This window comes from Streptomyces sp. NBC_01723, from assembly GCF_036246005.1.
Classification (GTDB): Bacteria; Actinomycetota; Actinomycetes; order Streptomycetales; family Streptomycetaceae; genus Streptomyces.
The window spans coordinates 1,979,302-2,002,307 of sequence record NZ_CP109171.1; the positions used below are offsets into that span (position 1 = coordinate 1,979,302).

Genomic DNA, 23,006 nt, shown 5'->3' on the forward strand with positions numbered 1-23,006 from the left:
GGGTTCAGCGCGCGTCCGCCTCCCGCACCCGCAGCGCCCGGCCCAGGTCGTCCAGCTGGTCGGCGAGCTTGCGGCGCAGGGCGGGGATCGGGCCGTCGCCGGCGAGGCATTCCCGGCCGAGGCGCAGGTTGGCGTCGTCGACGGCGTGGCCGGGGAAGGCCCAGCGGCCGGCGGCGTCGGCGATGGCGGGGCCGCGGCGGGTGGCGACCGCGACCGCCTCGGCGTAGTAGCGCGGCACGTACTCCCGCACCAGGTCGGCCTGTTCGGGCTGCCAGAAGCCCTGGGCAGTGGCGGTGAACAGGTAGTTGGAGAGGTCGTCGGTGGCGAACATGGCCTCCCAGGCCCGGCTCTTCGCCTCGGCGTCGGGCAGCGCGGCGCGGCAGCGGGCGGCGCCCTCCTGGCCGGTGGCGCTGGGGTCCCGGGCGAGTTCGGCGGCGATGGCCTCCTCGCCGGTGGCGCCGAGGACGGCGAGGCGGGTGAGGATGCGCCAGCGCAGCTCGGGGTCCAGCTCCGGGCCGCCGGGCACGGTGCCGTCGGCGAGCCAGGCCGCGATGGTGTCGGGGTGGGCGGCGGTGGCGATGCGGTGGCGCACGGCGATGAGGCGCAGCCCGGGGTGGTCGCCGTCCTCGGTGCGGCGGATGAGGTCGCGGCACAGCTCGGCGAGGGTGGACAGCGCGGCCGGCCGCCGCTCGGGCGTGACGTACCGGTCGGCGACCTGGCCGGCGGCGAAGGCGAGGACGCCGTCGACGAGGGCGAGGTCGGTCTCGTACGGGAGGTGGGCGCGGGCGATGTCCAGGTAGGTGCCTGCGGGGAGTTCGCCGTCGCGCACCGCGTCCCGCAGGGCGTTCCAGACGACGGCCCGGGTGAGCGGGTCGGGCAGTCCGGACAGGCCCTCGCGGACGGTCCGGAAGGACTCGGGGTCGAAGCGGACCTTGGCGTAGCTGAGGTCGCCGTCGTTGAGGACGACCAGGGCGGGCAGCTTGCCGATGGGCCGGGGTTCGGCCTGGGGCAGGTCGACGTCGAGGCGTTCGCGCAGGGTGAGGCGGCCCTCGTCGCCCAGGTCTCGGTCGTAGAGGCCGACGGCGACGCGGTGCGGGCGGCTGCCGTCCCGGTCGACGGCGAGCAGGCGGCCGCCGTTGTCGCCGGTGACGCGCGGGGTGAGGGTGTCGACGCCGGTGGTGCGCAGCCAGGCGTCGGCCCAGGCGTGGACGTCGCGGTCGGTGGCGGCGGCGAGGGAGTCGATGAAGTCGGCGAGGGCGGCGTTGCCGAACTTGTGGCGCTCGAAGTGGATGTTGATGCCGGCCAGGAAGTCCTTCTCGCCGAGCCAGGCGACGAGCTGGCGCAGGGCGGAGGCGCCCTTGGCGTAGGAGATGCCGTCGAAGTTGAGCAGGGCCGAGGCGGTGTCCCCGACGTTCTCCGGGGCGACGGGGTGGGTGGAGGGGCGCTGGTCGGCGTCGTAGCCCCAGGCCTTGCGGGTGACGCCGAAGTCGGTCCAGGTGTCGGCGAAGCGGGTGGCCTCGGCGGTGGTCTGGTAGCCCATGTACTCGGCGAAGGACTCGTTCAGCCAGATGTCGTCCCACCACCGGAGGGTGACGAGGTCGCCGAACCACATGTGGGCCATCTCGTGGGCGATGACCATGGCGCGGGTCTGCCGCTGCGTCTCGGTGACCGCGGAGCGGAAGACGAACTCGTCGCGGAAGGTGACCAGTCCGGGGTTCTCCATGGCGCCGGCGTTGAACTCGGGGACGAACGCCTGGTCGTAGGAGTCGAAGGGGTAGGGCTCGGTGAACTTCTCGTGGTAGCGGTCGAAGCAGGCGCGGGTGACGTCGAGCAGTTCGCCGGCGTCGGCGTCGAGGTGGCGGGCGAGCGAGCGGCGGCAGTGGATGCCGAAGGGCAGACCGCGGTGCTCGGTGCGCACGGAGTGCCAGGGGCCGGCGGCGACCGCGACGAGGTAGGTGGAGATCAGCGGGGTGGCGGCGGCCTTCCAGCGGCCGTCGCCCAGGTGCTCGGTGACGCCGTTGGCGAGCACGGTCCAGCGCTCGGGGGCGGTGACGGTGAGGTCGAAGACGGCCTTGAGGTCGGGCTGGTCGAAGGCGGCGAAGACGCGCTGCACGTCGTCCAGGAACAGCTGGGTGTAGACGTAGGTCTCGCCGTCGGCGGGGTCGGTGAAGCGGTGCATGCCCTCGCCGGTGCTGGAGTAGCGCATGGCGGCCTCGACGCGCAGCTCGTGCTCGCCCGGGGTGAGGGACTTCAGGGCGAGCCTGTTGTCGTCCAGGGCGGCCGGGTCGAGGGGTTGTCCGTCCAGCGTGACGGTGCGCAGCTCGGCGGGCCTGACCTCGACGAAGGTGTCCGTGCTGTCCGTGTCCTCGCGGACGGTGAAGCGGATGACGGTACGGGAGTCGAAGGTCTCGTCCCCACGGGTGAGATCGAGGTCGATCGCGTAGTGGTGGACGTCGAGGAGCCGGGAACGGGTCTGCGCTTCGTCGCGCGTCAGTACGGACATGCACGACATGCTGCCTGATGCCGTCGGCAGGGCACAGGGGCGGTTCGGTACGCGGAGAATGTCCGGCGCGCGCCCCCACGGGCGGGGCGCGGTCGCCGGGTCAGCCGGAGGCCGAACTCTCCGCGATGCGCTCGTGGTGGTGGATCACCTCGGCGATGATGAAGTTCAGGAACTTCTCGGCGAACGCCGGGTCCAGCTTGGCGCTCTCGGCGAGAGCGCGCAGCCGGGCGATCTGCTTCGCCTCACGGGCCGGATCTCCGGGCGGCAGCTGGTGGCGGGCCTTGAGGTGGCCGACCTGCTGGGTGCACTTGAAGCGCTCGGCGAGCATGTGGACGACGGCCGCGTCGATGTTGTCGATGCTGTCCCGCAGCCGGGCCAGCTCCTCGCGGACGGCGGGGTCGACGGCATCCGTGTTGCTGGTGGTCATGGACGCCCACCCTACGGGCGTGGCGGCTCTCGCCGCAGACCGTCTCAGGCCCTGAACGCCGTACAGTCGTCGTGAGGGTCCTCTTGGAGTGGACACGGGGTTCAGGCGTCTTGGGGGTCGGGCGTGGCGAACGGCGGACCGGTCGAGCACGGCTTCCCGCACCTGGCGACGGTGCGCGAGGCGGTCACCGCGCTGTACAGGCGGTTGTCGTACGACACCGTGCGGACGTTCTCCGCCAGTGTGGCCCCGGCCGACGTGGCGTTCAGCGACACCGACGACCTGTATCTGGGCACGCAGCGGGTCGCCCACGAGCTGGTGCGGCACTACCGGCTGCCCGACGCCCGGATGATCGTCTCCTTCCGCGAGATGACGCACGCGGCGAACGTGGAACTCACGGCGGGCCCCGAGTACTTCGTCGAGCTGAACGAGCGCTTCCGCACCCACCGCCGGGACATCGGCGCGGCCCTCGCGCACGAGGTGATGCACGTCTACCTGCACCGTCTCGACCTGTCCTTCCCCGGCACCCGGGACAACGAGATCCTCACCGACACCGCGACGACGTACCTGGGCGCCGGGTGGCTGCTGCTCGACGCCTACCGGGAGGACTCGGCGTCCTCGCAGAAGCTGGGCTACCTGACCCCGGAGGAGTTCGGGTACGTGCTGGCCAAGCGGGCGCTGGTGTTCGGCGAGGACCCGTCGGTGTGGTTCACCAGTCCACAGGCGTACACGGCGTACGGCAAGGGCATGCAGCGGGCCCGCCAGGACGGGCAGCAGCCGCCGCTCACCGCGGCCGGCTGGGCGGGCCGCCGCCGCTACGCACGGGACCGCCGCCACGCCCAGGACGCGCACGCCGCGGGCCCCGCCGCGGAGGGCCCGTACCGGTTCACGCCGCAGGAGCACGGACCGCTGCGTGTGTCGTTCCCCTGCCCGACCTGTCATCAGCGGATCAGGGTGCCGGTGCGCGGACGGGTGCGGGCCCGGTGCGGGCTGTGCCGGACGGTGCTGGAGTGCGACACCTAGCGGGTGGCGCGGTGCTTCAATTGCCGGTATGACAAAGGCCATCGAAGAGCCCTGGGGGATCAGCGTGTCCGGCACGGGCACGGTGCGAACCGAACCCGGCCTCGCGCGGGTACAGCCGGCGGTGGACGTGCTGGAGCCGTCACCGGAGCGCGCGTTCCAGCAGGCTGGGGCGGCCGTGTCGCGGCTGCGGGAGGTCCTGCGGCGGCACGGCGTACCGGACGCCTCGGTCTCGGGCTCCCGGCTCGGGCTCAGCTCGGAGTACGACGGTCACGGGGGTGGGCGGACGCTCCTCGGCTACCGGTGCCAGGCCTCGTACTCGGTGGAGACGCGGGCGCTGGACGGTCTCGAACAGCTGATCGTGGACATGGTGGACGCGGGCGCCCACCGGATCGACGGCGTCGAGTTCGACGTGCTCGACAAGCAGACGCTGCGGGACGAGGCACGGCGCCGGGCGGTGGCCGCCGCCCGGCGCAAGGCCCAGGTGTACGCGGAGGCGGCGGACGTGCGGCTGGGCCCGGTGCTGCACATCCAGGACGTGGAGGCGGAGCCCTTCGCGCACTTCCGGGCGGCCAAGGCGAGCGGCGGGTCCGGCGACCTGGCGCCGGGCACGGTGGAGGTGTCCGCGGAGGTCCTGCTGGGCTTCTCGCTGCGGCACTGACCAAGCGCCGCCGCCCGTCCGCTACGGCCGTACGATGCCCTGCGCGCGTGCGGCCACCAGCCACTTGGGAAACTCGCCCACCAGCCGGTCGTACAGCTCGGCGTCGGTCACCCGGCGCGGGTCGCGGCCCGCGTGGAAGAACCCGGCGTTGTCCACGACCCGCTTCTGCGGCACCGCCAGTTCGTCCAGCTTGCGCAGGTACTCGAACTGGCGGCTGCCCGGGTCGCCGAAGCCGACGAACTGCCAGAACAGCGGCAGCGGCGCCGCCTTGCACAGGTACCGTTCCGCCGCGAGCCGGTTGATCGGGCCGCCGTCGGTCTGGAAGACGACCAGGGCGGGGTGGCGGGCGCCGCTGTCCAGGTAGTGGTCGATGACGGCGTCCATGGCCAGGTGGTAGCTGGTCTTGCCCATGTGCCCGAGTCCGGCCACGATCCGCTCGATCCGTCCTTCGTGGTCGGCGAGCGCGATCTCGGAGACCGCGTCGACGTCCGTGGAGAAGAACACCACGGGCACGGTGCCGTCGTCGTCGAGGTGCGCGGAGAGCCCGAGCACCCGGTCGGCGAGCGCCTGCACGCTGCCGTCCTTGTAGTACGGCTTCATCGACCCTGAGTAGTCGACGACCAGGTACACCGCCGCCCTCGTCTCCTCCAGCCCGTGCTTGGTGAGCGACACCCCGGCGCTCTTGTACAGGTCGACCAGCGCGGGCGCCGTCTCCCGCACCTTGGTGAGACTGATCGCGGCCATCCGGACTCCCCCGTCACCCCTGACGTACGGCTACTGGCTGCCGAGGTTACGGCACCGCGCACCCCGCCTCCCGGAGCGGCCACCGGCATTCGCTATTTTGTTCGCCGCCGACCCCACCGGCTCACCTTCCGTCGCGCACCGAGGAGCCGGCCGTGGATCCCGAGTCCCCCGACACGACCCGTCGCCGCCGTCCGGCGACCCCCGTGGCGACGTACGCGCTGTTCACGCTGAACGTACTGGCGTACCTGGCGGAGTTGGTGCGGCCCGGCGTCGTGGACCGGTTCGCGATGGTCGGTGCGCGGGTGGTCGCCGTGGACGGCACCCGGTACTCGGACGACGGGGCGTACCTCGTCCTCGGGCCGGTCCGCACGGAGGGGGTGGCGGGAGGTGAGTGGGAGCGGCTGCTCACCGGCACGTTCCTGCACGTCTCGCCGTTCGAGGGCGTCTTCGGGATCCTGCACATCACGCTGAACATGGTGGCTCTGTGGCATCTGGGGCGGGTGGTGGAGCTGATGCTCGGAGCGGCCCGGTTCGTCGTCCTGTATCTGCTCTCGGCGCTGGGCGGCTCCGTCCTGGTGCTGGTCCTGGCGGACCCGGGGCAGGCCACGGTCGGCGCGTCGGGGGCGGTCTTCGGTGTGGGTGCCGCGTACTACGTGCTGCACCGCAGGCTGGGCGCCCGGATGGCACCGGTCAACCGTTCCATGGTCCTCCTGCTGCTCTGGCTGGTGGTGTCCGCCTGGTTCGCCTCCTCCTGGGAGGGCCACCTCGGCGGGCTGCCGGCCGGCGGCGTGGTGGCCCTGGCGTTCGCGTACGGGCGTCGCACGGCGGTGCAGGCGGGCGCGTGCCTGGGCCTGCTGACGCTGCTGGCGGTGACGACGACGGCCAGGGTCGCGGAGCTGACCGGCGGAAGTGTTCCCCTATGAAAGGTTCTCCCCCGATGAGACGTGCCGGTGTGCTGCTTCTGGCGGCCGTTCCCCTGATCGCCGCGGGGGTGTACTTCGTGGTGCCGGCGGACTCCGGCGAGACCGAGGGCGCCTCGACCGCCACGGCCACCGCCCCGTCGTCCCGCGAGGACGCCAAGGGGCGGGCCGAACAGGAGCGGGCGGCGGACGACGCGCTGATCGCCGGCCTGCCGCCGGGGCTCGCCTCGCCGGACAAGAAGGAGCTGGCCCAGCAGCTGGTGTCCAGCGCCGAGAACTCGACCACCGAGTGGCGCACCGCGTACGGCACCATCGAGGACCTCGGGGACGGCGACGGGTACACCGCGGGCATCATCGGTTTCTGCACCGGCACCCACGACCTGCTCGCCCTGGTCGAGCGCTACACCGAGGCCCACCCGGACAACGGCCTGGCCCGGTACCTGCCCGCCCTGCGCGAGGTCGACGGCACCGACTCCCACGAGGGCCTGGACCCGGGCTTCACGGCGGCCTGGCGGGCGGAGGCGGAGGTCCCCGCGTTCCGCGAGGCCCAGGAGGCGGAGCGCGACCGCGTCTACTTCGAACCGGCGGTCCGCCTCGCCAAGCTGGACGGCCTCGGGACGCTGGGGCAGTTCGTCTACTACGACGCGATGGTCTTCCACGGCCCGGACACGGACGCCGAGGGCTTCTACGGGCTGCGCGAGCGGGCCATGGCCGAGGCGAGGACGCCCGCGCGGGGCGGCTCCGAGAAGGACTACCTGGGGGCCTTCCTCGACGTCCGCCGCCGGGCCATGGAGGCCAAGCGCCCGGGCATCGACACCTCCCGCGTCGACACCGCCCAGCGCCGGTTCCTGGCGGCCGGGAACCTGAAGCTGGAGACGCCGCTGGAGTGGGAGGTGTACGGGGACGCCTACCGGGCGCCCTGACACATGCGACGGCGCCTGCCCATGGTCCGGTCGGGGACGGGGCAGGCGCCATCAGTGTTCCGCACGCCTTTGTGCGGGACGTTCTTCGGTTGTTCCGTCCGTCAGACCACGAGTGCGCGGTCCGTCGGGCGGATCGGGGCCGGCAGGTCGCTGGCCCCGGTCAGGAAGCGGTCGGCGCCGCGCGCGGCCGAGCGGCCCTCGGCGATCGCCCAGACGATGAGCGACTGCCCGCGGCCGGCGTCACCGGCGACGAACACACCCGGCACGTTGGTCTGGAAGTCCGCGTCCCGGGCGATGTTACCGCGCTCGTCCAGGTCCAGGCCGAACTGGTCGACCAGACCGTTCTCCTTGTCCGTGCCGGTGAAGCCCATGGCGAGGGTGACCAGCTGGGCGGGGATCTTGCGCTCGGTGCCCGGCTTCGGGGTGAGCTTGCCGTCGATGAACTCGACCTCGCTCATGTGCAGCCACTGGACGTTGCCGTCCTCGTCGCCCTCGAAGTGGGTGGTGGAGACGGCGTAGACCCGCTCGCCGCCCTCCTCGTGGGCACTGGTGACCTTGTACAGCATCGGGAAGGTCGGCCACGGCTGGCGCGCCGCGTCCCGCTCCTCGCCCGGCCGGGGCATGATCTCCAGCTGGGTGACGGAGGCCGCGCCCTGGCGGTGGGCGGTGCCCACGCAGTCGGCGCCGGTGTCGCCGCCGCCGATGACGACGACGTGCTTGCCCTCGGCCGAGAGCGGCGGGGCGACGTAGTCACCCTCCTGGACCTTGTTGGCCAGCGGCAGGTACTCCATGGCCTGGTGGATGCCGTTCAGCTCGCGGCCGGGGACCGGCAGGTCGCGGGCGGTGGTGGAGCCGGCGGCGATGACGACGGCGTCGTAGCGCTTCTTCAGGTCGGTGGCCTTCAGGTCGCGGCCGATCTCGACGCCGGTGCGGAAGCGGGTGCCCTCCGCGCGCATCTGCTCTATGCGGCGGTTGATGTGCCGCTTCTCCATCTTGAACTCGGGGATGCCGTACCGGAGGAGGCCTCCGACGCGGTCCGCGCGCTCGTAGACGGCGACCGTGTGGCCGGCCCGGGTGAGCTGCTGGGCCGCGGCCAGGCCGGCCGGGCCGGAGCCGATGACGGCGACGGTCTTGCCGGACAGGCGCTCGGGGATCTGCGGGGCTACGTCCCCGGTCTCCCACGCCTTGTCGATGATCGAGACCTCGACGTTCTTGATGGTGACCGGCGGCTGGTTGATGCCGAGCACGCACGCCGACTCGCACGGCGCCGGGCACAGGCGGCCGGTGAACTCCGGGAAGTTGTTGGTGGCGTGCAGGCGCTCCTGCGCGGCCGACCAGTCCTCGCGGTAGGCGTAGTCGTTCCACTCGGGGATCAGGTTCCCGAGCGGGCAGCCGTTGTGGCAGAACGGGATGCCGCAGTCCATGCAGCGGCTGGCCTGCTTGCTGATGATCGGCAGCAGGGAGCCGGGAACGTAGACCTCGTTCCAGTCCTTGACGCGCTCCTCCACCGGCCGGGACTTGGCGACTTCGCGGCCGTGGTTGAGAAAGCCCTTGGGGTCAGCCATTGGTCGCCGCCTCCATCATCTTCTCGGTGATCTCGGTCTCGGAGAGACCGGCTCGCTCGGCGGCGTCCTTGGCGGCGAGCACTGCCTGGTACGTGCTGGGGATGATCTTGCTGAACCGCTCCACGGCGGCGGGCCAGTCCGCGAGCAGCTTCTCGGCGACCGTGGACCCGGTCTCCTCGGCGTGCCGGCGCACCACGTCGTGCAGCCAGTCCCGGTCGGCGTCGTCCAGGGCCTGTACGGCGCCGACGTTGCCGGCGTTGACGTTGTCGGGGTCGAGGTCGACGACGTAGGCGATGCCGCCGGACATGCCGGCCGCGAAGTTGCGCCCGGTCTCGCCGAGGACGACCGCGTGGCCGCCGGTCATGTACTCGCAGCCGTGGTCGCCGACGCCCTCGGAGACGACCAGCGCGCCGGAGTTGCGGACGCAGAAGCGCTCGCCGACCTTGCCGCGCAGGAACATCTCGCCGCCGGTGGCGCCGTAGCCGATGGTGTTGCCGGCGATGGTGGAGTACTCGGCGAGGTGGTCGGCGCCCCGGTCCGGACGGACGACGATCCGGCCGCCGGAGAGGCCCTTGCCGACGTAGTCGTTGGCGTCGCCCTCCAGGCGCAGCGTGATGCCGCGCGGGACGAAGGCGCCGAAGGACTGGCCGGCGGAGCCGGTGAAGGTGATGTCGACGGTGTCGTCGGGCAGGCCCGCGCCGCCGAACTTCTTCGTCACCTCGTGGCCGAGCATGGTGCCGACCGTGCGGTTGATGTTGCGGATCGCGACCTGGGCGCGCACCGGGGCGGCGTCCGAGGCGGAGAGCGCGTCCGACGCGAGCTTGATCAGCTCGTTGTCGAGCGCCTTCTCCAGGCCGTGGTCCTGTCCGGTGGCCTGGTGGCGCACGGCGCCCTCGGCCAGCGCGGGCACGTGGAAGAGCGGCTCCAGGTCGAGGCCCTGCGCCTTCCAGTGGTTGACGGCGCGGGTCACGTCGAGGGTCTCGGCGTGGCCGACGGCCTCCTCGATGGAGCGGAAGCCCAGCTCGGCGAGGATCTCGCGGACCTCTTCGGCGATGAACTGGAAGAAGTTCACCACGTACTCGGCCTTGCCGGAGTACCGGTCGCGCAGCACCGGGTTCTGGGTGGCGATGCCGACCGGGCAGGTGTCCAGGTGGCAGACGCGCATCATGACGCAGCCGGAGACGACGAGCGGCGCGGTCGCGAAACCGAACTCCTCGGCGCCGAGCAGCGCGGCGATGACGACGTCCCGGCCGGTCTTCAGCTGGCCGTCGGTCTGCACGACGATGCGGTCGCGCAGGCCGTTGAGCAGCAGCGTCTGCTGGGTCTCGGCGAGGCCCAGCTCCCAGGGGCCGCCGGCGTGCTTCAGCGAGGTGAGCGGCGAGGCGCCCGTGCCGCCGTCGTGGCCGGAGATGAGGACGACGTCCGCGTGCGCCTTCGACACACCCGCCGCGACCGTGCCGACGCCGACCTCGGAGACCAGCTTGACGTGAATCCGCGCCTGCGGGTTCGCGTTCTTGAGGTCGTGGATCAGCTGGGCGAGGTCCTCGATGGAGTAGATGTCGTGGTGCGGAGGCGGCGAGATCAGGCCGACGCCCGGGGTGCTGTGCCGGGTCTTGGCGACCCAGGGGTACACCTTGTGGCCGGGCAGCTGGCCGCCCTCGCCGGGCTTGGCGCCCTGGGCCATCTTGATCTGGATGTCGTCCGCGTTGACCAGGTACTCGCTGGTGACGCCGAAGCGGCCGGAGGCGACCTGCTTGATCGAGGAGCGGCGCGCCGGGTCGTACAGGCGCTCCGGGTCCTCGCCGCCCTCACCGGTGTTGGACTTGCCGCCCAGCTGGTTCATGGCGATGGCGAGGGTCTCGTGCGCCTCCTGGGAGATGGAGCCGTACGACATGGCGCCGGTGGAGAAGCGCTTGACGATCTCGGAGACGGGCTCGACCTCGTCGATGGAGATCGGCGCCCGGTCGGACGTGAACCCGAACATGCCGCGCAGCGTCATCAGGCGCTCGGACTGCTCGTTCACGCGCTCGGTGTACTGCTTGAAGATGTCGTACTTGCCGGAGCGCGTGGCGTGCTGGAGGCGGAAGACGGTCTCCGGGTCGAACAGGTGCGGCTCGCCCTCGCGGCGCCACTGGTACTCGCCGCCGATCTCCAGGGCACGGTGCGCGGGCGCGATGCCGCTGGCCGGGTACGCCTTGGCGTGGCGGGCGGCGACCTCCTTGGCGATGACGTCGATGCCGACGCCGCCGATCTTGGTGGCGGTGCCGTTGAAGTACTTGGCGACGAACTCCTCGTCGAGCCCGACGGCCTCGAAGACCTGGGCGCCGCGGTAGGAGGCGACGGTGGAGATGCCCATCTTGGACATGACCTTGAGGACGCCCTTGCCGAGGGCGTAGATCAGGTTCCGGATGGCCTGGTCGGGCTCGCCGTCGTCGGTCTGCAGGAAGGTGCCCGCGCGGACCAGGTCCTCGACGGACTCCATCGCCAGGTACGGGTTGACGGCGGCGGCGCCGAAGCCGATGAGCAGGGCGACGTGGTGGACCTCGCGGACGTCGCCGGCCTCGACCAGCAGGCCCACCTCGGTGCGCTGCTTGGTGCGGATGAGGTGGTGGTGGACGGCCGAGGTGAGCAGCAGCGAGGGGATCGGGGCGTGCTCGGCGTCCGAGTGGCGGTCGGAGAGGACGATCAGCCGGGCGCCGTTCTCGATCGCGGCGTCGGTCTCGGCGCAGATCTCCTCTATGCGGGCGGCGAGCGAGTCGCCACCGCCGTGCACCCGGTAGAGACCGGAGAGGGTCGCGGCCTTGAAACCGGGCATGTCGCCGTCGGCGTTGATGTGGATGAGCTTGGCCAGCTCGTCGTTGTCGATCACCGGGAAGGGCAGCAGGACGCTGCGGCAGGAGGCCGCCGTCGGGTCCAGGAGGTTGCCCTGCGGGCCCAGCGAGGAGCGCAGCGAGGTGACCAGTTCCTCACGGATGGCGTCCAGCGGCGGGTTGGTGACCTGCGCGAAGAGCTGGGTGAAGTAGTCGAAGAGCAGCCGGGGGCGCTCGGACAGCGCGGCGATGGGCGAGTCGGTGCCCATGGAGCCGATCGGCTCGGCGCCGGACTTGGCCATCGGCGCGACGAGGACGCGCAGCTCCTCCTCGGTGTATCCGAAGGTCTGCTGGCGGCGGGTGACCGAGGCGTGGGTGTGCACGATGTGCTCGCGCTCGGGCAGGTCGGACAGCTCGATCTCGCCGGCCTCGATCCACTCGGCGTACGGCTTCTCCGCCGCGAGCTGGGCCTTGATCTCGTCGTCCTCGATGATGCGGTGCTCGGCGGTGTCCACGAGGAACATGCGGCCCGGCTGGAGGCGGCCCTTGCGGACGACCTTCGCGGGGTCGATGTCGAGGACGCCGACCTCGGAGCCGAGGACGACGAGGCCGTCGTCGGTGACCCAGTAGCGGCCGGGGCGCAGGCCGTTGCGGTCGAGCACGGCGCCGACCTGGGTGCCGTCGGTGAAGGTGACGCAGGCGGGGCCGTCCCAGGGCTCCATCATCGTGGAGTGGAACTGGTAGAAGGCGCGCCGGTCCGGGTTCATGGAGTCGTGGTTCTCCCACGCCTCCGGGATCATCATCAGCACGGAGTGCGGCAGCGAGCGGCCGCCGAGGTGCAGCAGCTCCAGGACCTCGTCGAAGGAGGCGGAGTCCGAGGCGTCCGGCGTGCAGACCGGGAAGATCCGCTCCAGGTCCGAGGACGAGCCGAACAGGTCGGAGGCGAGCTGGGACTCGCGGGCGCGCATCCAGTTGCGGTTGCCCTTGACCGTGTTGATCTCGCCGTTGTGCGCGACGAAGCGGTACGGGTGGGCGAGCGGCCAGCTCGGGAAGGTGTTGGTGGAGAACCGGGAGTGCACGAGCGCGATCGCCGAGGCGAAGCGGCGGTCGGACAGGTCCGGGAAGAACGGCTCCAGCTGGCCGGTGGTCAGCATGCCCTTGTAGACGATGGTCCGCGCGGACAGCGACGGGAAGTAGACGCCGGCCTCGCGCTCGGCGCGCTTGCGCAGCGCGAAGGCGTGGCGGTCGAGGGCGATGCCCCGCGACTCCCCGTCGCTCACGAAGATCTGGCGGAAGACCGGCATCGTCGAGCGGGCGGTGGCGCCGAGCAGCTGCGGGGCGACCGGCACCTCGCGCCAGCCGAGGACCGTCAGGCCCTCCTCGCCCGCGATCGTCTCGATCCGCGAGACGGCGTCCTCGGTGCCGTCCACCGGCAGGAAGGCGATGCCGACGGCGTACGACCCGGCCTCGGGCAGGTCGAATTCGGCCACGTCACGGAAGAACGCGTCCGGCACCTGGGAGAGGATGCCCGCGCCGTCGCCCGAGTCGGGCTCGGAACCGGTGGCGCCGCGGTGCTCCAGGTTGCGCAGCACGGTGAGTGCCTGGTCGACCAGGGTGTGCGATGCCTCGCCGGTGAGAGTGGCGACGAAACCGACGCCGCAGGCGTCGTGCTCGTTGCGGGGGTCGTACATACCCTGGGCAGCAGGGCGAGCATCCATGAAGGACCAGTTCTGGCCACTCGCGGAATGCTGGGACGGCTGGCGCGGCGTACGCATCGGCTCTCCCGTCGTCGTCATCTGGCATGTGCAGGTGCCGAGGGACGACGTTGGCCCTCTGCGGTGTCGGTGCAAAATTTGGTGCAGGTTACATGATGGAGTGGTTCTCGGTAAACGGGACAATCCATTCCAACATGCGGACACCGGGGGCTGCGGCGGGGTACCGCGCCCGGCGGTGGAAGCTATGGAGGACCGAAGCGCACAGATCGATGTCCGTCGGCCCGACGGCGTGGAATGAGCGACGTCGCTCGCCCCACGGGTGCGCGGCCGGCCTCATTGCCCACAGCGCTTACGGCTCATGCCCGGAGATTACGTACTCGAAACCAGCGAGTAACGGCTACTTATGCGGCCCCCCGCATAAGTTCGAGCCGGGCTATCCTACGGCCGTTCCGAACAGGCTGCCCAGGACGTACGTCACACCGGCCGCCGCACCGCCGAGCGCGAGCTGCCGCAGTCCGCTGTACCACCAGCTGCGTGCCGTCACCTTGGCCACCACCGCGCCGCACAGGAACAGTCCGGCCAGCGCGAGCAGCACCGCGGGCCACAGCGCACCGGCGCCGAGCAGGAAGGGCAGCACGGGCAGCAGGGCGCCCAGCGCGAAGGAACCGAAGGACGACACGGCGGCGACGGCGGGCGAGGGCAGGTCGGAGGGGTCGATGCCCAGCTCCTCGCGGGCGTGTATCTCCAGCGCCTGCTCGGGGTCGCTGGACAGCTGCCGGGCCACCTCGCGCGCGAGCCGCGGTTCTACGCCGCGGGCCTCGTAGAGCGCGGCCAGCTCGGCCTCCTCGTCCTTCGGGTGCTTTCTCAGCTCCCGGCGCTCCACCTCCAGCTCCGCCTCGACCAGCTCGCGCTGCGAGGCGACGGAGGTGTACTCGCCGGCGGCCATGGAGAAGGCGCCGGCGGCCAGGCCGGCCATGCCCGTCAGTACGACGGTCTGCTGGCTCACCGCGCCGCCGGCGACGCCGGTCATCAGGGCGAGGTTGGAGACCAGGCCGTCCATCGCGCCGAAGACGGCGGGCCGCAGCCAGCCGCCGTTCACGTCGCGGTGGGTGTGGTTGTCGCGGTGCGCCTCGTGCAGCGGCGCCTCGGTCTCGATGATGGCCATGCGGGATCCCCCGGAAAGCTAGTTTGGATCGGTTCTACTTTTTAACAACACCCAATCTACGCCGATCATTTCCGCCCCGCCAGCAAGGAAAGGCTGGGCTTACCTGCGGTTTTACCTCTCCACGCTCATTCGTGATCTTGCCTGCACAGATGTCGACCGGGTGACGCTGAGCCCGGTGAGGCTGCGGTGCGCACCGCACCGGGGACAGATGCGCAGAGGGAGAGGAGAGGCCGCATGGCATCCACCGCCTGCATTCCCCCGGTCCCCGCGCCCGGAGACGCCGTCGGACTCCGCGAACGGGCCCGGGGCGCGCTGCTCGGACTGGCCGTCGGGGACGCCCTCGGGGCGCCGGCCGAGAACATGAAGCCCTCGGAGATCCGCGCCCGGTGGGGCCGCATCACGGGATACGTGGCCGACCGGCCGGCCGGCACCGACGACACCGAGTACGCGATCTTCTCCGGCCTGCTGCTCGCCCGGTACGGCGCCGCGCTCACCCCGGTGCACGTGGAGACCGCCTGGCACGAGTGGATCGCGGACCGGGAGGAGGGCCCGTTCCGGGGCGCGGGCTTCAGCGAACGCGGCACCCTGGAGAACCTGCGCCGGGGGCTGGCCGCACCGATCTCCGCCCAGCACCGCCACGCCTGGAGCGACGGCCTCGCCATGCGGGCCGCCCCGCACGGCGTGTTCGCGGCCGGCCGCCCCGCCGAGGCGGCCCGGCTGGTCGCGATCGACGGCTCGGTCAGCCACGACGGCGAGGGCATCTACGGCGGCCAGGCGGTGGCGGCGGGTGTGGCGGCGGCGATGGCCGGGGCGGCGCCGGTCGCGGTCGTGGCCTCCGCGCTGGCCGTCGTACCGGACGACTCCTGGACCGCCCGCTGTCTGCGCCGCGCGATGACGGCGGCGCATCGCGGCGAACGCGCGGTCCGCTCCGCGGTGGTCATCGGCGGCTACCCGTGGACCGACCTGGCACCCGAGGCGGTCGCCCTCGCCTTCGGCGCGTACGCGGCGGCCGACGGCGACTTCGCGGACGCGGTGCTGACGGCCGTCAACATGGGGCGCGACGCCGACACCACGGCCGCGGTGGCGGGCGCGCTGGCCGGCGCCACCCACGGTGTCGCCGCCATCCCGCCCGCCTGGGCCGCGGCCATCGGCCCCGCCCGCGGCACCTGCCTGCCGGCCATCGCCGGCCACCACGTCCTGGAGGTGGCGGACCTGCTGACGGGCGCGGCCGAGGGAATGCGGCGGGCCGTGCGGGATCCGGAGCGGATCCCCCCGGGACGCGAGGAGCCGAGGCACCCGTCCCACCCCGAAGGCCCCCGCACCCCGCGCCCACCCGGCGACCGGCCCCCACCGGACCCCGGCCCGTACGCCCCCTTGCCGACCGTCGGGACACCGAAGGCACCCCGGCCCGCGGAAACCGCACGGCGCACGAGGCCCCACGGCTCGCCCCTGCCGGGCGCCACCCCGCTCCCCGGCGACGGGCCCTCGCCGGAGCCCGTCACGAACCCGCCTGCGCCGGGCGGCCAAGCCACCGGCGTACTCCGGACACCGCAGGCCGCACCGCTCGCGAGCCCGCCCGACCAGGGCACCCTCGTGCCCGAGGCGGGGACGGAGGTGTGGCCGTGAGCGGGGTCCGGCCCGGCGTGGAGACCACGGTCGCCACCGCGTACGTCGAGGCGCCCGGGGAGTCGGCGCCCCCCGGGATGGGACAGCGCCCCGCGCCCGAGGCCCTGCGTGCGGTGCCGGGCCGCGACCGGGTCGAAGGGCTGCTCCTCGGTCTGGCCGCGGGGGACGCGGCGGGCTGGCCCGCCGCCCGGCACCGGGCCGCCCGGATGCCGGAGTGGACGCGGCGCCTCACCCGCGAGCTGGACACCTTCGCCGAGCAGAACGCGACCACCACCCTCCCCGTCCCCATCGCCCTGAACCAGCCCCCCGAGCCCCTGCGCCTCGGCCCCTCGGACGACGCCGAGTGGGCGGCGTTCGCGGCCGAGGCGCTGCTGCGGGCCGGTGACGACAGCGTGCTCGGTGACCTGAGCCGGGACCGCCGGATGCGGGCGGCGATCGACCTGACCTGGAACGCCGTCGCCAGCGAGGTGGCCGCGGCGACGGAACGCGCCCCGGAGGCCGAGTCGGCCGTACTGCCGCTGCGCGCCCGCATCTCGGTACGGGCCGGGCTCGGCAACCTCGCCGCGGGCCTGCGCCCGCCCGCCACCGGCCACGACAACCCGCACTACTTCGACGACGCCGCCTGCGTCCGCGCCTGCGTGCTCGCCGTCGCCCACCCGGGCGACCCGCGCCTCGCGGCGGACCTCGCCGAGTTCGACGCCCGCTACACCCAGGACGGCGACGGCGTGCACGGCGCGCGGGCGATGGCGGCGGCGCTGGCCCGCGCCCTCACCGGCGCCGACGTGGACACCTGTGTGGCGGCCGCCCTCGCCGAACTCCCCGAGGGCACGGAGATCGGCCGCAACGCCCGCCAGGCACTGGCCCTGGCGGCGGACGCCGAGAGCGCCTTCGCCCTCGTCCCGCTCCTCGAGCACCAGATCGTCGACCACGTCTACAGCTACGGCATCGCCGCCGCCGAGACCGTGCCGGTCGCCCTCGCCCTGGCCACCGCCGCCCGGGGCGTCCTCGCGGAGGCGGTCCCGGCGGCGGCCTGTCTGTCCCGGGTCGCGGACTCCGCCCCCGCGCTGGCGGGCGCCCTCACCGGCGCGCTGGGCGGCGGCACCTCGGTGCCCGCGTCCTGGCGGGACACCTGCCGCACCCTCCCCGGCTGCGTACTGCCCAGGCTCACCGGCACCGACCTCGTCGAACTCGCCGGACTCCTGCACGCCACGCAGCCGACCCGACCCGAAGGAGGACGCACGACATGACAGCCCGCACCCCGCGCCCCGGCCCGGCGACCCTGGAGGAGCGCGTCACCGGCGCCCTCGTCGGCGCGGCCGTCGGCGACGCGCTCGGCGGCCCGGTCGAGGGCTACTCCCCCGAGCAGATCCTCGAACGCCACGGCGGCCGGATCCACGGTGTCGTCGGCCCCTGGAACGGCGACGACTGGCGCACCGCCCGCCCCCTCGCGCCGTACCACAAGGGCGACGGCCACGTCACCGACGACACCCTGATGACCCACGCGCTGGTCCGGGTGTACGGCACGGTCCGCGACCACCTCGACGCGTACGCGGTCGCCGAGCACCTGGTCCCGGACCTGATGACGCACCCCCGGTGGATCCCGGAGCTGGAGACCGAGGCGCTCCCGCTCCAGCGGATCTTCCTCGCCGAGAAGTGGCTGGTGGCGCGGATCCACTACGGACACGTGGACCCGCGCGAGGCGGGCACCGGCAACATCGTCAACTGCGGTGCCGCGATGTACATGGCGCCGGTCGGCCTGGTCAACGCCGCCCACCCGGCGGGGGCGTACGCCGAGGCCCTGGACGTCGCGGGCGCGCACCAGTCCTCGTACGGCAGGGAGGCGGCCGGTGTCTTCGCGGCGGCGGTGGCCGCGGCCTGCGCGCCGGGCGCGACGCCGGACTCGGTGGTGGCCGCATGTCTGTCCCTGGCCAAGGACGGCACACGGGCCGCGATCGAGGCGGTCTGCGACGTGGCCGCGCGGTACTCGGACTTCGAGTCGGCGCTGGCCCCGCTGCGGGAGGCGGTCACCCCGTACGACACGGTGGGCCCCGACTACCGCGCGCCCTCGCTGGGCGCCCGCCGCCCGTCCCGGCTGCACGCGATCGAGGAACTGCCCGTCGCCCTCGGCATGCTCCTCGTCTCCGGCGGCGACTGCCGGCACGCGGTGCTCGGCGCGGTCAACTACGGCCGCGACTGCGACTCCATCGCCACGATGGCGGGCGCGCTGGCCGGGGCGCTGGGCTCACCGGTCCCGGAGGAGTGGGCCAAGCGGGTCGCGGAGGCCAGTCGGCTCGACCTGTGGGAACCGGCCGCGACGCTGAGCGCGGTCGCCCGGGAGGTCTTCGAGCGGGACCTGGTGCGGCGCCGCGAGCACGAGCGGGCGTTCGGCGCGATCGGAGGTCCGTGATGCTCCGGCTGACCTGGGTGCAGCCCGAGGACCTGATCGGCCACGAGCTTCGCCAGGCGGCCCTGGAGGGCCGCGACGCGTCGGCGGTCGCCGCCCGCTGGGAGGCGGCGGGCGGCGAGCCGGCCCCCGACCGCGCGGGCGCGTCCCCCCGGCCCGCCTCCCGCCGCCTCCGGCTCCTGGCGGAGGAGCTGCTGGACGACCTGGCCGGGCTGGCGAACCCGACCGCCGCCGCGGAACCGACCGACCTCGACCGGATCCGGGCCCTGTGCCCCGACTGGCCGGCACCGGCCGCCCCACCGGCCTCGTCCGTGTCCCCGGCCGGGCTGGAGGCCGCCTGGCTGGGCCGGGCCGCCGGCTGCCTGCTCGGCAAACCGGTCGAGAAGCTCCCGCTGACCGGCATCCGCCGCATCGGCCGCGCCACCGGCAACTGGCCCCCGACCGGCTACTTCACCGCCCGGGGCCTCCCCGCGGACCTCGCGGCGGCCCACCCCTGGAACCGCCGCTCCGCCGCCACCTCCCTCGCCGAGAACATCGACGGGATGCCCGAGGACGACGACCTCAACTACCCGCTCCTCAACCTCCTGCTCCTCCAGCGTCACGGCAGGAGCTTCAGCACCGCCGACGTGGCCCGCGTGTGGCTCGACGAACTCCCCGCCGGCCGCACCTTCACCGCCGAGCGCGTCGCCTACCGCAACCTGCTCTCGGGCCTGGAACCGCCGGCCACCGCCCGCCACCGCAACCCCTTCCGCGAGTGGATCGGCGCCCTGATCCGCGCCGACGTGCACGGCTGGACCAACCCCGGCGACCCGGCCGCCGCGGCCGAACAGGCCCACCGCGACTCCGCCCTGACCCACACCGCGAGCGGCGTCCACGCGGCCATGTTCGCCGCGGCCGTCATCGCCACCGCCGCCACCGGCACCCACGACGTGCACACCTGCCTGCACACCGGCCTCGCGGTCGTCCCGCCCGGCTCCCGCCTGTCCGCGGCCGTGCGCCACGCCGTCCACCTCGCCCAGGCACACGCCGACTTCGACACGGTCGTGGACGAGCTGCACGCCCGCCACTCCCCCACCCACCACTGGGTGCACGCCGTGCCCAACACCGCCCTGATCGCCGCCGCCCTCACCCACGCGGACGGCGACTTCACCGGCTCGGTCTCCCGCGCGGTCTCCGGGGGCTGGGACACCGACTCCAACGGCGCCACCGTCGGCGGCGTCGCCGGACTCCTCGCCGGCTCCCCCGCCGCCCTGCCCGAGCACTGGACGGGCCCGCTGAAGAACCGCCTGGCCACGTCGGTCGGCGACTTCGACGGCGCCGGCTTCGACACCCTCGCCCACCTCACCCACCGGGAGGCCACCCGCCCATGTCCCAGCCCGCCGTGAACGCCGTCCCCGGCTCCGTCACCGCCGCCTCCGCCCCGCTCACCGGTCTGCGGGTGCTCGACCTCGCCACCCTCTTCGCGGGCCCGCTCGCCGCCACCATGCTCGGCGACTTCGGCGCCGAGGTGGTCAAGGTCGAACACCCCTCCCGGCCCGACCCGTCCCGGGGCCACGGCCCGTCCAAGGACGGCATCGGCCTGTGGTGGAAGATCCTGGGCCGCAACAAGCGCACGATCACCCTGGACCTGTCGAAGCCCGCCGGGCGCACCACCCTGCTGCGCCTCGTCTCGACCGCGGACGTCGTCATCGAGAACTTCCGTCCCGGCACGCTGGAGAAGTGGGACCTGGGCTGGGACGAGCTGTCCGCCGTCAACCCCCGCCTGGTCCTCACCCGGGTCACCGGCTTCGGCCAGTTCGGCCCGTACGCGCGCCGCCCCGGCTTCGGCACCCTCGCCGAGGCCATGAGCGGCTTCGCCGCGATGACCGGCGAACCGGACGCCCCGCCGACGCTGCCCCCGTTCGGGCTCGCCGACTCGATCGCCGCGCTGGCGACGTCGTACGCCGTGATGACGGCGCTGGCCGCGCGCGAGCGCACCGGCGAGGGGCAGGTCGTCGACATGGCGATCATCGAGCCGATCCTCACCGTCCTGGGCCCGCAGCCCACCTGGTACGACCAGCTCGGCCACGTCCAGCCGCGCACCGGCAACCGCTCGCAGAACAACGCCCCGCGCAACACCTACCGCACCGCCGACGGCACCTGGGTCGCCGTGTCCACCTCGGCCCAGTCGGTCGCCGAGCGGGTGATGCGCCTGGTGGGCCGTCCGGAGCTGATCGACGAGCCCTGGTTCGCGTCCGGTGCCGACCGGGCCCGCCACGCCGACGTCCTGGACGCGGCGGTCGGCGACTGGATCGCCCGGCACAGCCGGACCGACGTGCTCGCCGCCTTCGAGAAGGCCGAGGCGGCCGTGGCACCGATCCAGGACGTGCGGGGCGTGATGACCGACCCGCAGTACCAGGCGCTCGACACCGTCACCACCGTCGACGATCCCGAGCTGGGCCCGCTGCGCATGCAGAACGTCCTCTTCCGGCTCTCCGCGACCCCGGGCGCCATCCGCTGGGCGGGCCGTCCGCACGGCGCGGACACGGAGGAGGTGCTGACCGAGCTGGGGCTGACCCCGGCGGACGTGAAAGAGCTGCGTGAGGAGGGCGTCGTATGACCGCACCCCCGCTGACCTGGCTGTACGCCCCCGGGGACCGGCCTCGGGTGGTCGCCAAGGCGCTGGCCGCCGGGGCCGACGTCGTGGTGGTCGACCTGGAGGACGCGGTCGCCCCGGACCGCAAGGCGTACGCCCGCGAGGCCACCGCGGAACTGCTCACCGAGCCGCAGCCGGTGCCGGTGCACGTCCGCGTCAACGCCCTGGACGGCCCGCTGGCCGCCGCGGACCTGCGGGCGCTGGCCGCGCTGCCGGGGCTGTCCGGCCTGCGGCTGCCCAAGGTGACGTCCCCCGGACAGATCACCGGCGTGGCGGCGGCCACCGGCGGGCCGCCCCTGTACGCGCTGCTGGAGACCGCCCTGGGCGTGGAGCGGGCGTACCCGATCGCCGCGGCCCATCCGGCGCTGCGCGGCATCGCCCTCGGCGAGGCGGACCTCCGGGCCGACCTGGGCGTGCACGGGGACACCGGCCTCGACTGGTCGCGCTCCCGGGTGGTGGTGGCCGCGCGGGCGGCCGGCCTGGCGCCGCCGTCGCAGACGGTCCATCCGGACACCCGGGACCTGGAGGGCCTGGCGGCGTCCTGCGCGCACGGCCGCGCCCTGGGGTTCCTCGGCCGCGCCGCGATCCACCCACGCCAGCTGCCCATCATCGAGCGGGCGTACCTGCCGACCGAGCGGGAGCTGGAGGAGGCGGAGACGATCGTCAAGGCGGCCAGCGTGCAGCCGGGGGCGCAGGCGCTGCCGGACGGCCGGTTCGTCGACGCCGCGGTGGTGGCGACGGCCCGGCGCACCCTGTCGCTGGCCCGGCGGCCCGTCCTGTCCTGACACGCGCCGAGGGCGCCCGGTGGAGATCCGGGCGCCCTCGGGGACGTCGTACGGCGGGCCGTCAGCCCTTCTTGGCGGAGTCGGCGCCGTCCTTCACGTCCCGCGCGTCGTCCGCCTCGTCCGGAGTCCCGGCGTCGTCCTCCGTGGCACCGGACCCGGCGTCCTCGTCGGTGGTGTCCGCGTCCGTCTTCGCGTCGTCCCCGGCGGAGCCTTCGGGTCCCTCGGCACCGTCGGCGCCGTCGGACGGCCCGGCACCCGGCTCGACCACGGCCTCCCGGCCCGGACGCGACCGCGCCGAGAGCACCATGTAGACCACGGCGAGCACGAAGACGAGCAACGCGGTCCAGTTGTTGAGCCGCAGGCCGAGGATGTGGTGGGCGTCGTCCACGCGCATGTACTCGATCCAGAACCGGCCCGCGCAGTAGGCGGCGACGTACAGGGCGAACGCCCGGCCGTGGCCCAGCTTGAAGCGGCGGTCGGCCCAGATGACGAGCGCGGCGACACCGATGCACCACAGCGACTCGTACAGGAACGTCGGGTGGTAGGTGCCCGGGACCCGCCCGTCGGTCGTCGAGGTGATCTCCACGGCCCACGGCAGGTCGGTCGCCTTGCCGTACAGCTCCTGGTTGAACCAGTTGCCCCAGCGGCCGATGGCCTGCGCGAGGGCGATGCCGGGGGCGACGGCGTCGGCGTACGCGGGCATCGGGATGCCCCGGCGGCGGGCGCCGATCCAGGCGCCCAGCGCGCCGAACGCGATCGCGCCCCAGATGCCGAGGCCGCCCTCCCAGATCTTGAAGGCGTCGACCCAGTCACGGCCCTCGCTGAAGTACAGCTGGTAGTCCGTGATCACGTGGTAGAGCCGGCCGCCGATCAGGCCGAAGGGCACGGCCCAGACCGCGATGTCGGCCACCGTGCCCGGCCGCCCGCCCCGGGCGATCCAGCGGCGGTTGCCGAGCCAGACGGCAACGAAGACACCGATGATGATGCAGAACGCGTAGCCGCGCAGCGGGATGGGACCGAGGTGCAGCACCCCGCGCGACGGGCTGGGAATGAAGGCAAGTTCCATGGCAGGGTCGACGCTACCGTGTCGGACGGGAGGCGCGGCG

General features: G+C 73.3%; 16 protein-coding genes and 1 pseudogene. 10 read left to right on the forward strand and 7 right to left on the reverse strand.

Going from position 1 to position 23,006, the window contains the following annotated elements; all coding sequences use genetic code 11:
• Positions 1 to 4: 4 nt before the first annotated feature.
• A complete protein-coding gene (gene pepN / locus OIE75_RS09420; RefSeq protein ID WP_329470322.1) occupies positions 5 to 2,503 on the reverse strand; it encodes an aminopeptidase N in 2,499 nt (832 codons plus the stop codon).
• A 100-nt stretch (positions 2,504 to 2,603) separates the two neighbouring features.
• On the reverse strand, positions 2,604 to 2,930 hold the full coding sequence (locus OIE75_RS09425; protein WP_122614883.1) for a chorismate mutase: 327 nt from the start codon (positions 2,928 to 2,930) through the stop codon (positions 2,604 to 2,606).
• A 123-nt stretch (positions 2,931 to 3,053) separates the two neighbouring features.
• On the opposite strand from OIE75_RS09425, the gene OIE75_RS09430 reads away from it, so the two are divergent.
• Both OIE75_RS09430 and OIE75_RS09435 read left to right on the forward strand, forming a co-directional pair.
• Positions 3,054 to 3,950, forward strand: a complete 897-nt coding sequence (locus tag OIE75_RS09430; RefSeq protein ID WP_307011314.1) for a hypothetical protein — start codon at positions 3,054 to 3,056, stop codon at positions 3,948 to 3,950.
• Between the two features lie 28 nt (positions 3,951 to 3,978).
• Positions 3,979 to 4,608, forward strand: coding sequence for an SIMPL domain-containing protein (locus OIE75_RS09435; protein ID WP_329470323.1), 630 nt, complete (start codon positions 3,979 to 3,981; stop codon positions 4,606 to 4,608).
• A gap of 21 nt (positions 4,609 to 4,629) precedes the next feature.
• On the opposite strand, the gene OIE75_RS09440 is transcribed toward OIE75_RS09435, so the two are convergent.
• The gene (locus OIE75_RS09440; protein WP_307011318.1) at positions 4,630 to 5,352 is read right to left on the reverse strand and encodes a vWA domain-containing protein; all 723 of its coding nucleotides are present in this window, start codon (positions 5,350 to 5,352) and stop codon (positions 4,630 to 4,632) included.
• A gap of 152 nt (positions 5,353 to 5,504) precedes the next feature.
• Here OIE75_RS09440 and OIE75_RS09445 point away from each other — a divergent pair, with 152 nt between their 5' ends.
• The gene (locus OIE75_RS09445; protein ID WP_329470324.1) at positions 5,505 to 6,275 is read left to right on the forward strand and encodes a rhomboid family intramembrane serine protease; all 771 of its coding nucleotides are present in this window, start codon (positions 5,505 to 5,507) and stop codon (positions 6,273 to 6,275) included.
• Positions 6,276 to 6,289: 14 nt separating this feature from the next.
• Positions 6,290 to 7,195 (forward strand): chitosanase, encoded by a 906-nt coding sequence (locus tag OIE75_RS09450; protein WP_329470326.1) that lies wholly within the window; start codon positions 6,290 to 6,292, stop codon positions 7,193 to 7,195.
• A gap of 101 nt (positions 7,196 to 7,296) precedes the next feature.
• On the opposite strand, the gene OIE75_RS09455 is transcribed toward OIE75_RS09450, so the two are convergent.
• From OIE75_RS09455 to OIE75_RS09465, 3 genes are all read right to left on the reverse strand, one after another.
• Entirely contained in the window at positions 7,297 to 8,760 is a 1,464-nt protein-coding gene (locus OIE75_RS09455) for a glutamate synthase subunit beta (protein ID WP_307011323.1), read from the reverse strand.
• Entirely contained in the window at positions 8,753 to 13,288 is a 4,536-nt protein-coding gene (gene gltB, locus OIE75_RS09460; protein ID WP_329473954.1) for a glutamate synthase large subunit, read from the reverse strand. Before gltB ends, OIE75_RS09455 begins: the two co-directional genes overlap by 8 nt.
• 430 nt (positions 13,289 to 13,718) lie before the next feature.
• On the reverse strand, positions 13,719 to 14,450 hold the full coding sequence (locus tag OIE75_RS09465; RefSeq protein WP_329470327.1) for a VIT1/CCC1 transporter family protein: 732 nt from the start codon (positions 14,448 to 14,450) through the stop codon (positions 13,719 to 13,721).
• Positions 14,451 to 14,684: 234 nt separating this feature from the next.
• On the opposite strand from OIE75_RS09465, the pseudogene OIE75_RS09470 reads away from it, so the two are divergent.
• The 6 genes and pseudogenes from OIE75_RS09470 to OIE75_RS09495 form a co-directional block, all read left to right on the forward strand.
• Positions 14,685 to 15,705: pseudogene (locus OIE75_RS09470) on the forward strand (ADP-ribosylglycohydrolase family protein); the annotation flags it as partial.
• 448 nt (positions 15,706 to 16,153) lie between these two features.
• Entirely contained in the window at positions 16,154 to 17,323 is a 1,170-nt protein-coding gene (locus tag OIE75_RS09475; protein ID WP_329473955.1) for an ADP-ribosylglycohydrolase family protein, read from the forward strand.
• Positions 17,320 to 18,483: an ADP-ribosylglycohydrolase family protein gene (locus tag OIE75_RS09480; RefSeq protein ID WP_307011326.1), complete on the forward strand. Its 1,164-nt coding sequence runs from the start codon at positions 17,320 to 17,322 to the stop codon at positions 18,481 to 18,483. Before OIE75_RS09475 ends, OIE75_RS09480 begins: the two co-directional genes overlap by 4 nt.
• Complete coding sequence (locus tag OIE75_RS09485) at positions 18,483 to 19,865, forward strand: ADP-ribosylglycohydrolase family protein (protein ID WP_329470329.1); 1,383 nt, start codon at positions 18,483 to 18,485, stop codon at positions 19,863 to 19,865. Before OIE75_RS09480 ends, OIE75_RS09485 begins: the two co-directional genes overlap by 1 nt.
• Entirely contained in the window at positions 19,847 to 21,079 is a 1,233-nt protein-coding gene (locus tag OIE75_RS09490) for a CaiB/BaiF CoA transferase family protein (protein WP_329470330.1), read from the forward strand. The genes OIE75_RS09485 and OIE75_RS09490 overlap by 19 nt, the downstream gene beginning before the upstream one ends.
• Complete coding sequence (locus tag OIE75_RS09495; RefSeq protein ID WP_307011331.1) at positions 21,076 to 21,900, forward strand: HpcH/HpaI aldolase/citrate lyase family protein; 825 nt, start codon at positions 21,076 to 21,078, stop codon at positions 21,898 to 21,900. Before OIE75_RS09490 ends, OIE75_RS09495 begins: the two co-directional genes overlap by 4 nt.
• 61 nt (positions 21,901 to 21,961) lie before the next feature.
• On the opposite strand, the gene lgt is transcribed toward OIE75_RS09495, so the two are convergent.
• Positions 21,962 to 22,966 carry a prolipoprotein diacylglyceryl transferase gene (gene lgt, locus OIE75_RS09500; RefSeq protein WP_307011333.1) on the reverse strand — a complete coding sequence of 335 codons (1,005 nt, stop codon included), beginning with the start codon at positions 22,964 to 22,966 and terminating at the stop codon, positions 21,962 to 21,964.
• Positions 22,967 to 23,006 lie beyond the last annotated feature (40 nt).

Bases quoted from the DNA above. Each gene is read 5' to 3' on its own strand.
- pepN (WP_329470322.1), bottom strand. From the start codon at position 2,503: ATGTCCGTACTGACGCGCGACGAAGCGCAGACCCGTTCCCGGCTCCTC.
- OIE75_RS09425 (WP_122614883.1), bottom strand. From the start codon at position 2,930: ATGACCACCAGCAACACGGATGCCGTCGACCCCGCCGTCCGCGAGGAG.
- OIE75_RS09435 (WP_329470323.1), top strand. From the start codon at position 3,979: ATGACAAAGGCCATCGAAGAGCCCTGGGGGATCAGCGTGTCCGGCACG.
- OIE75_RS09440 (WP_307011318.1), bottom strand. From the start codon at position 5,352: ATGGCCGCGATCAGTCTCACCAAGGTGCGGGAGACGGCGCCCGCGCTG.
- OIE75_RS09450 (WP_329470326.1), top strand. From the start codon at position 6,290: ATGAGACGTGCCGGTGTGCTGCTTCTGGCGGCCGTTCCCCTGATCGCC.
- OIE75_RS09455 (WP_307011323.1), bottom strand. From the start codon at position 8,760: ATGGCTGACCCCAAGGGCTTTCTCAACCACGGCCGCGAAGTCGCCAAG.
- gltB (WP_329473954.1), bottom strand. From the start codon at position 13,288: ATGGATGCTCGCCCTGCTGCCCAGGGTATGTACGACCCCCGCAACGAG.
- OIE75_RS09465 (WP_329470327.1), bottom strand. From the start codon at position 14,450: ATGGCCATCATCGAGACCGAGGCGCCGCTGCACGAGGCGCACCGCGAC.
- OIE75_RS09475 (WP_329473955.1), top strand. From the start codon at position 16,154: ATGGGACAGCGCCCCGCGCCCGAGGCCCTGCGTGCGGTGCCGGGCCGC.
- OIE75_RS09480 (WP_307011326.1), top strand. From the start codon at position 17,320: ATGACAGCCCGCACCCCGCGCCCCGGCCCGGCGACCCTGGAGGAGCGC.
- OIE75_RS09485 (WP_329470329.1), top strand. From the start codon at position 18,483: ATGCTCCGGCTGACCTGGGTGCAGCCCGAGGACCTGATCGGCCACGAG.
- OIE75_RS09490 (WP_329470330.1), top strand. From the start codon at position 19,847: ATGTCCCAGCCCGCCGTGAACGCCGTCCCCGGCTCCGTCACCGCCGCC.
- OIE75_RS09495 (WP_307011331.1), top strand. From the start codon at position 21,076: ATGACCGCACCCCCGCTGACCTGGCTGTACGCCCCCGGGGACCGGCCT.
- lgt (WP_307011333.1), bottom strand. From the start codon at position 22,966: ATGGAACTTGCCTTCATTCCCAGCCCGTCGCGCGGGGTGCTGCACCTC.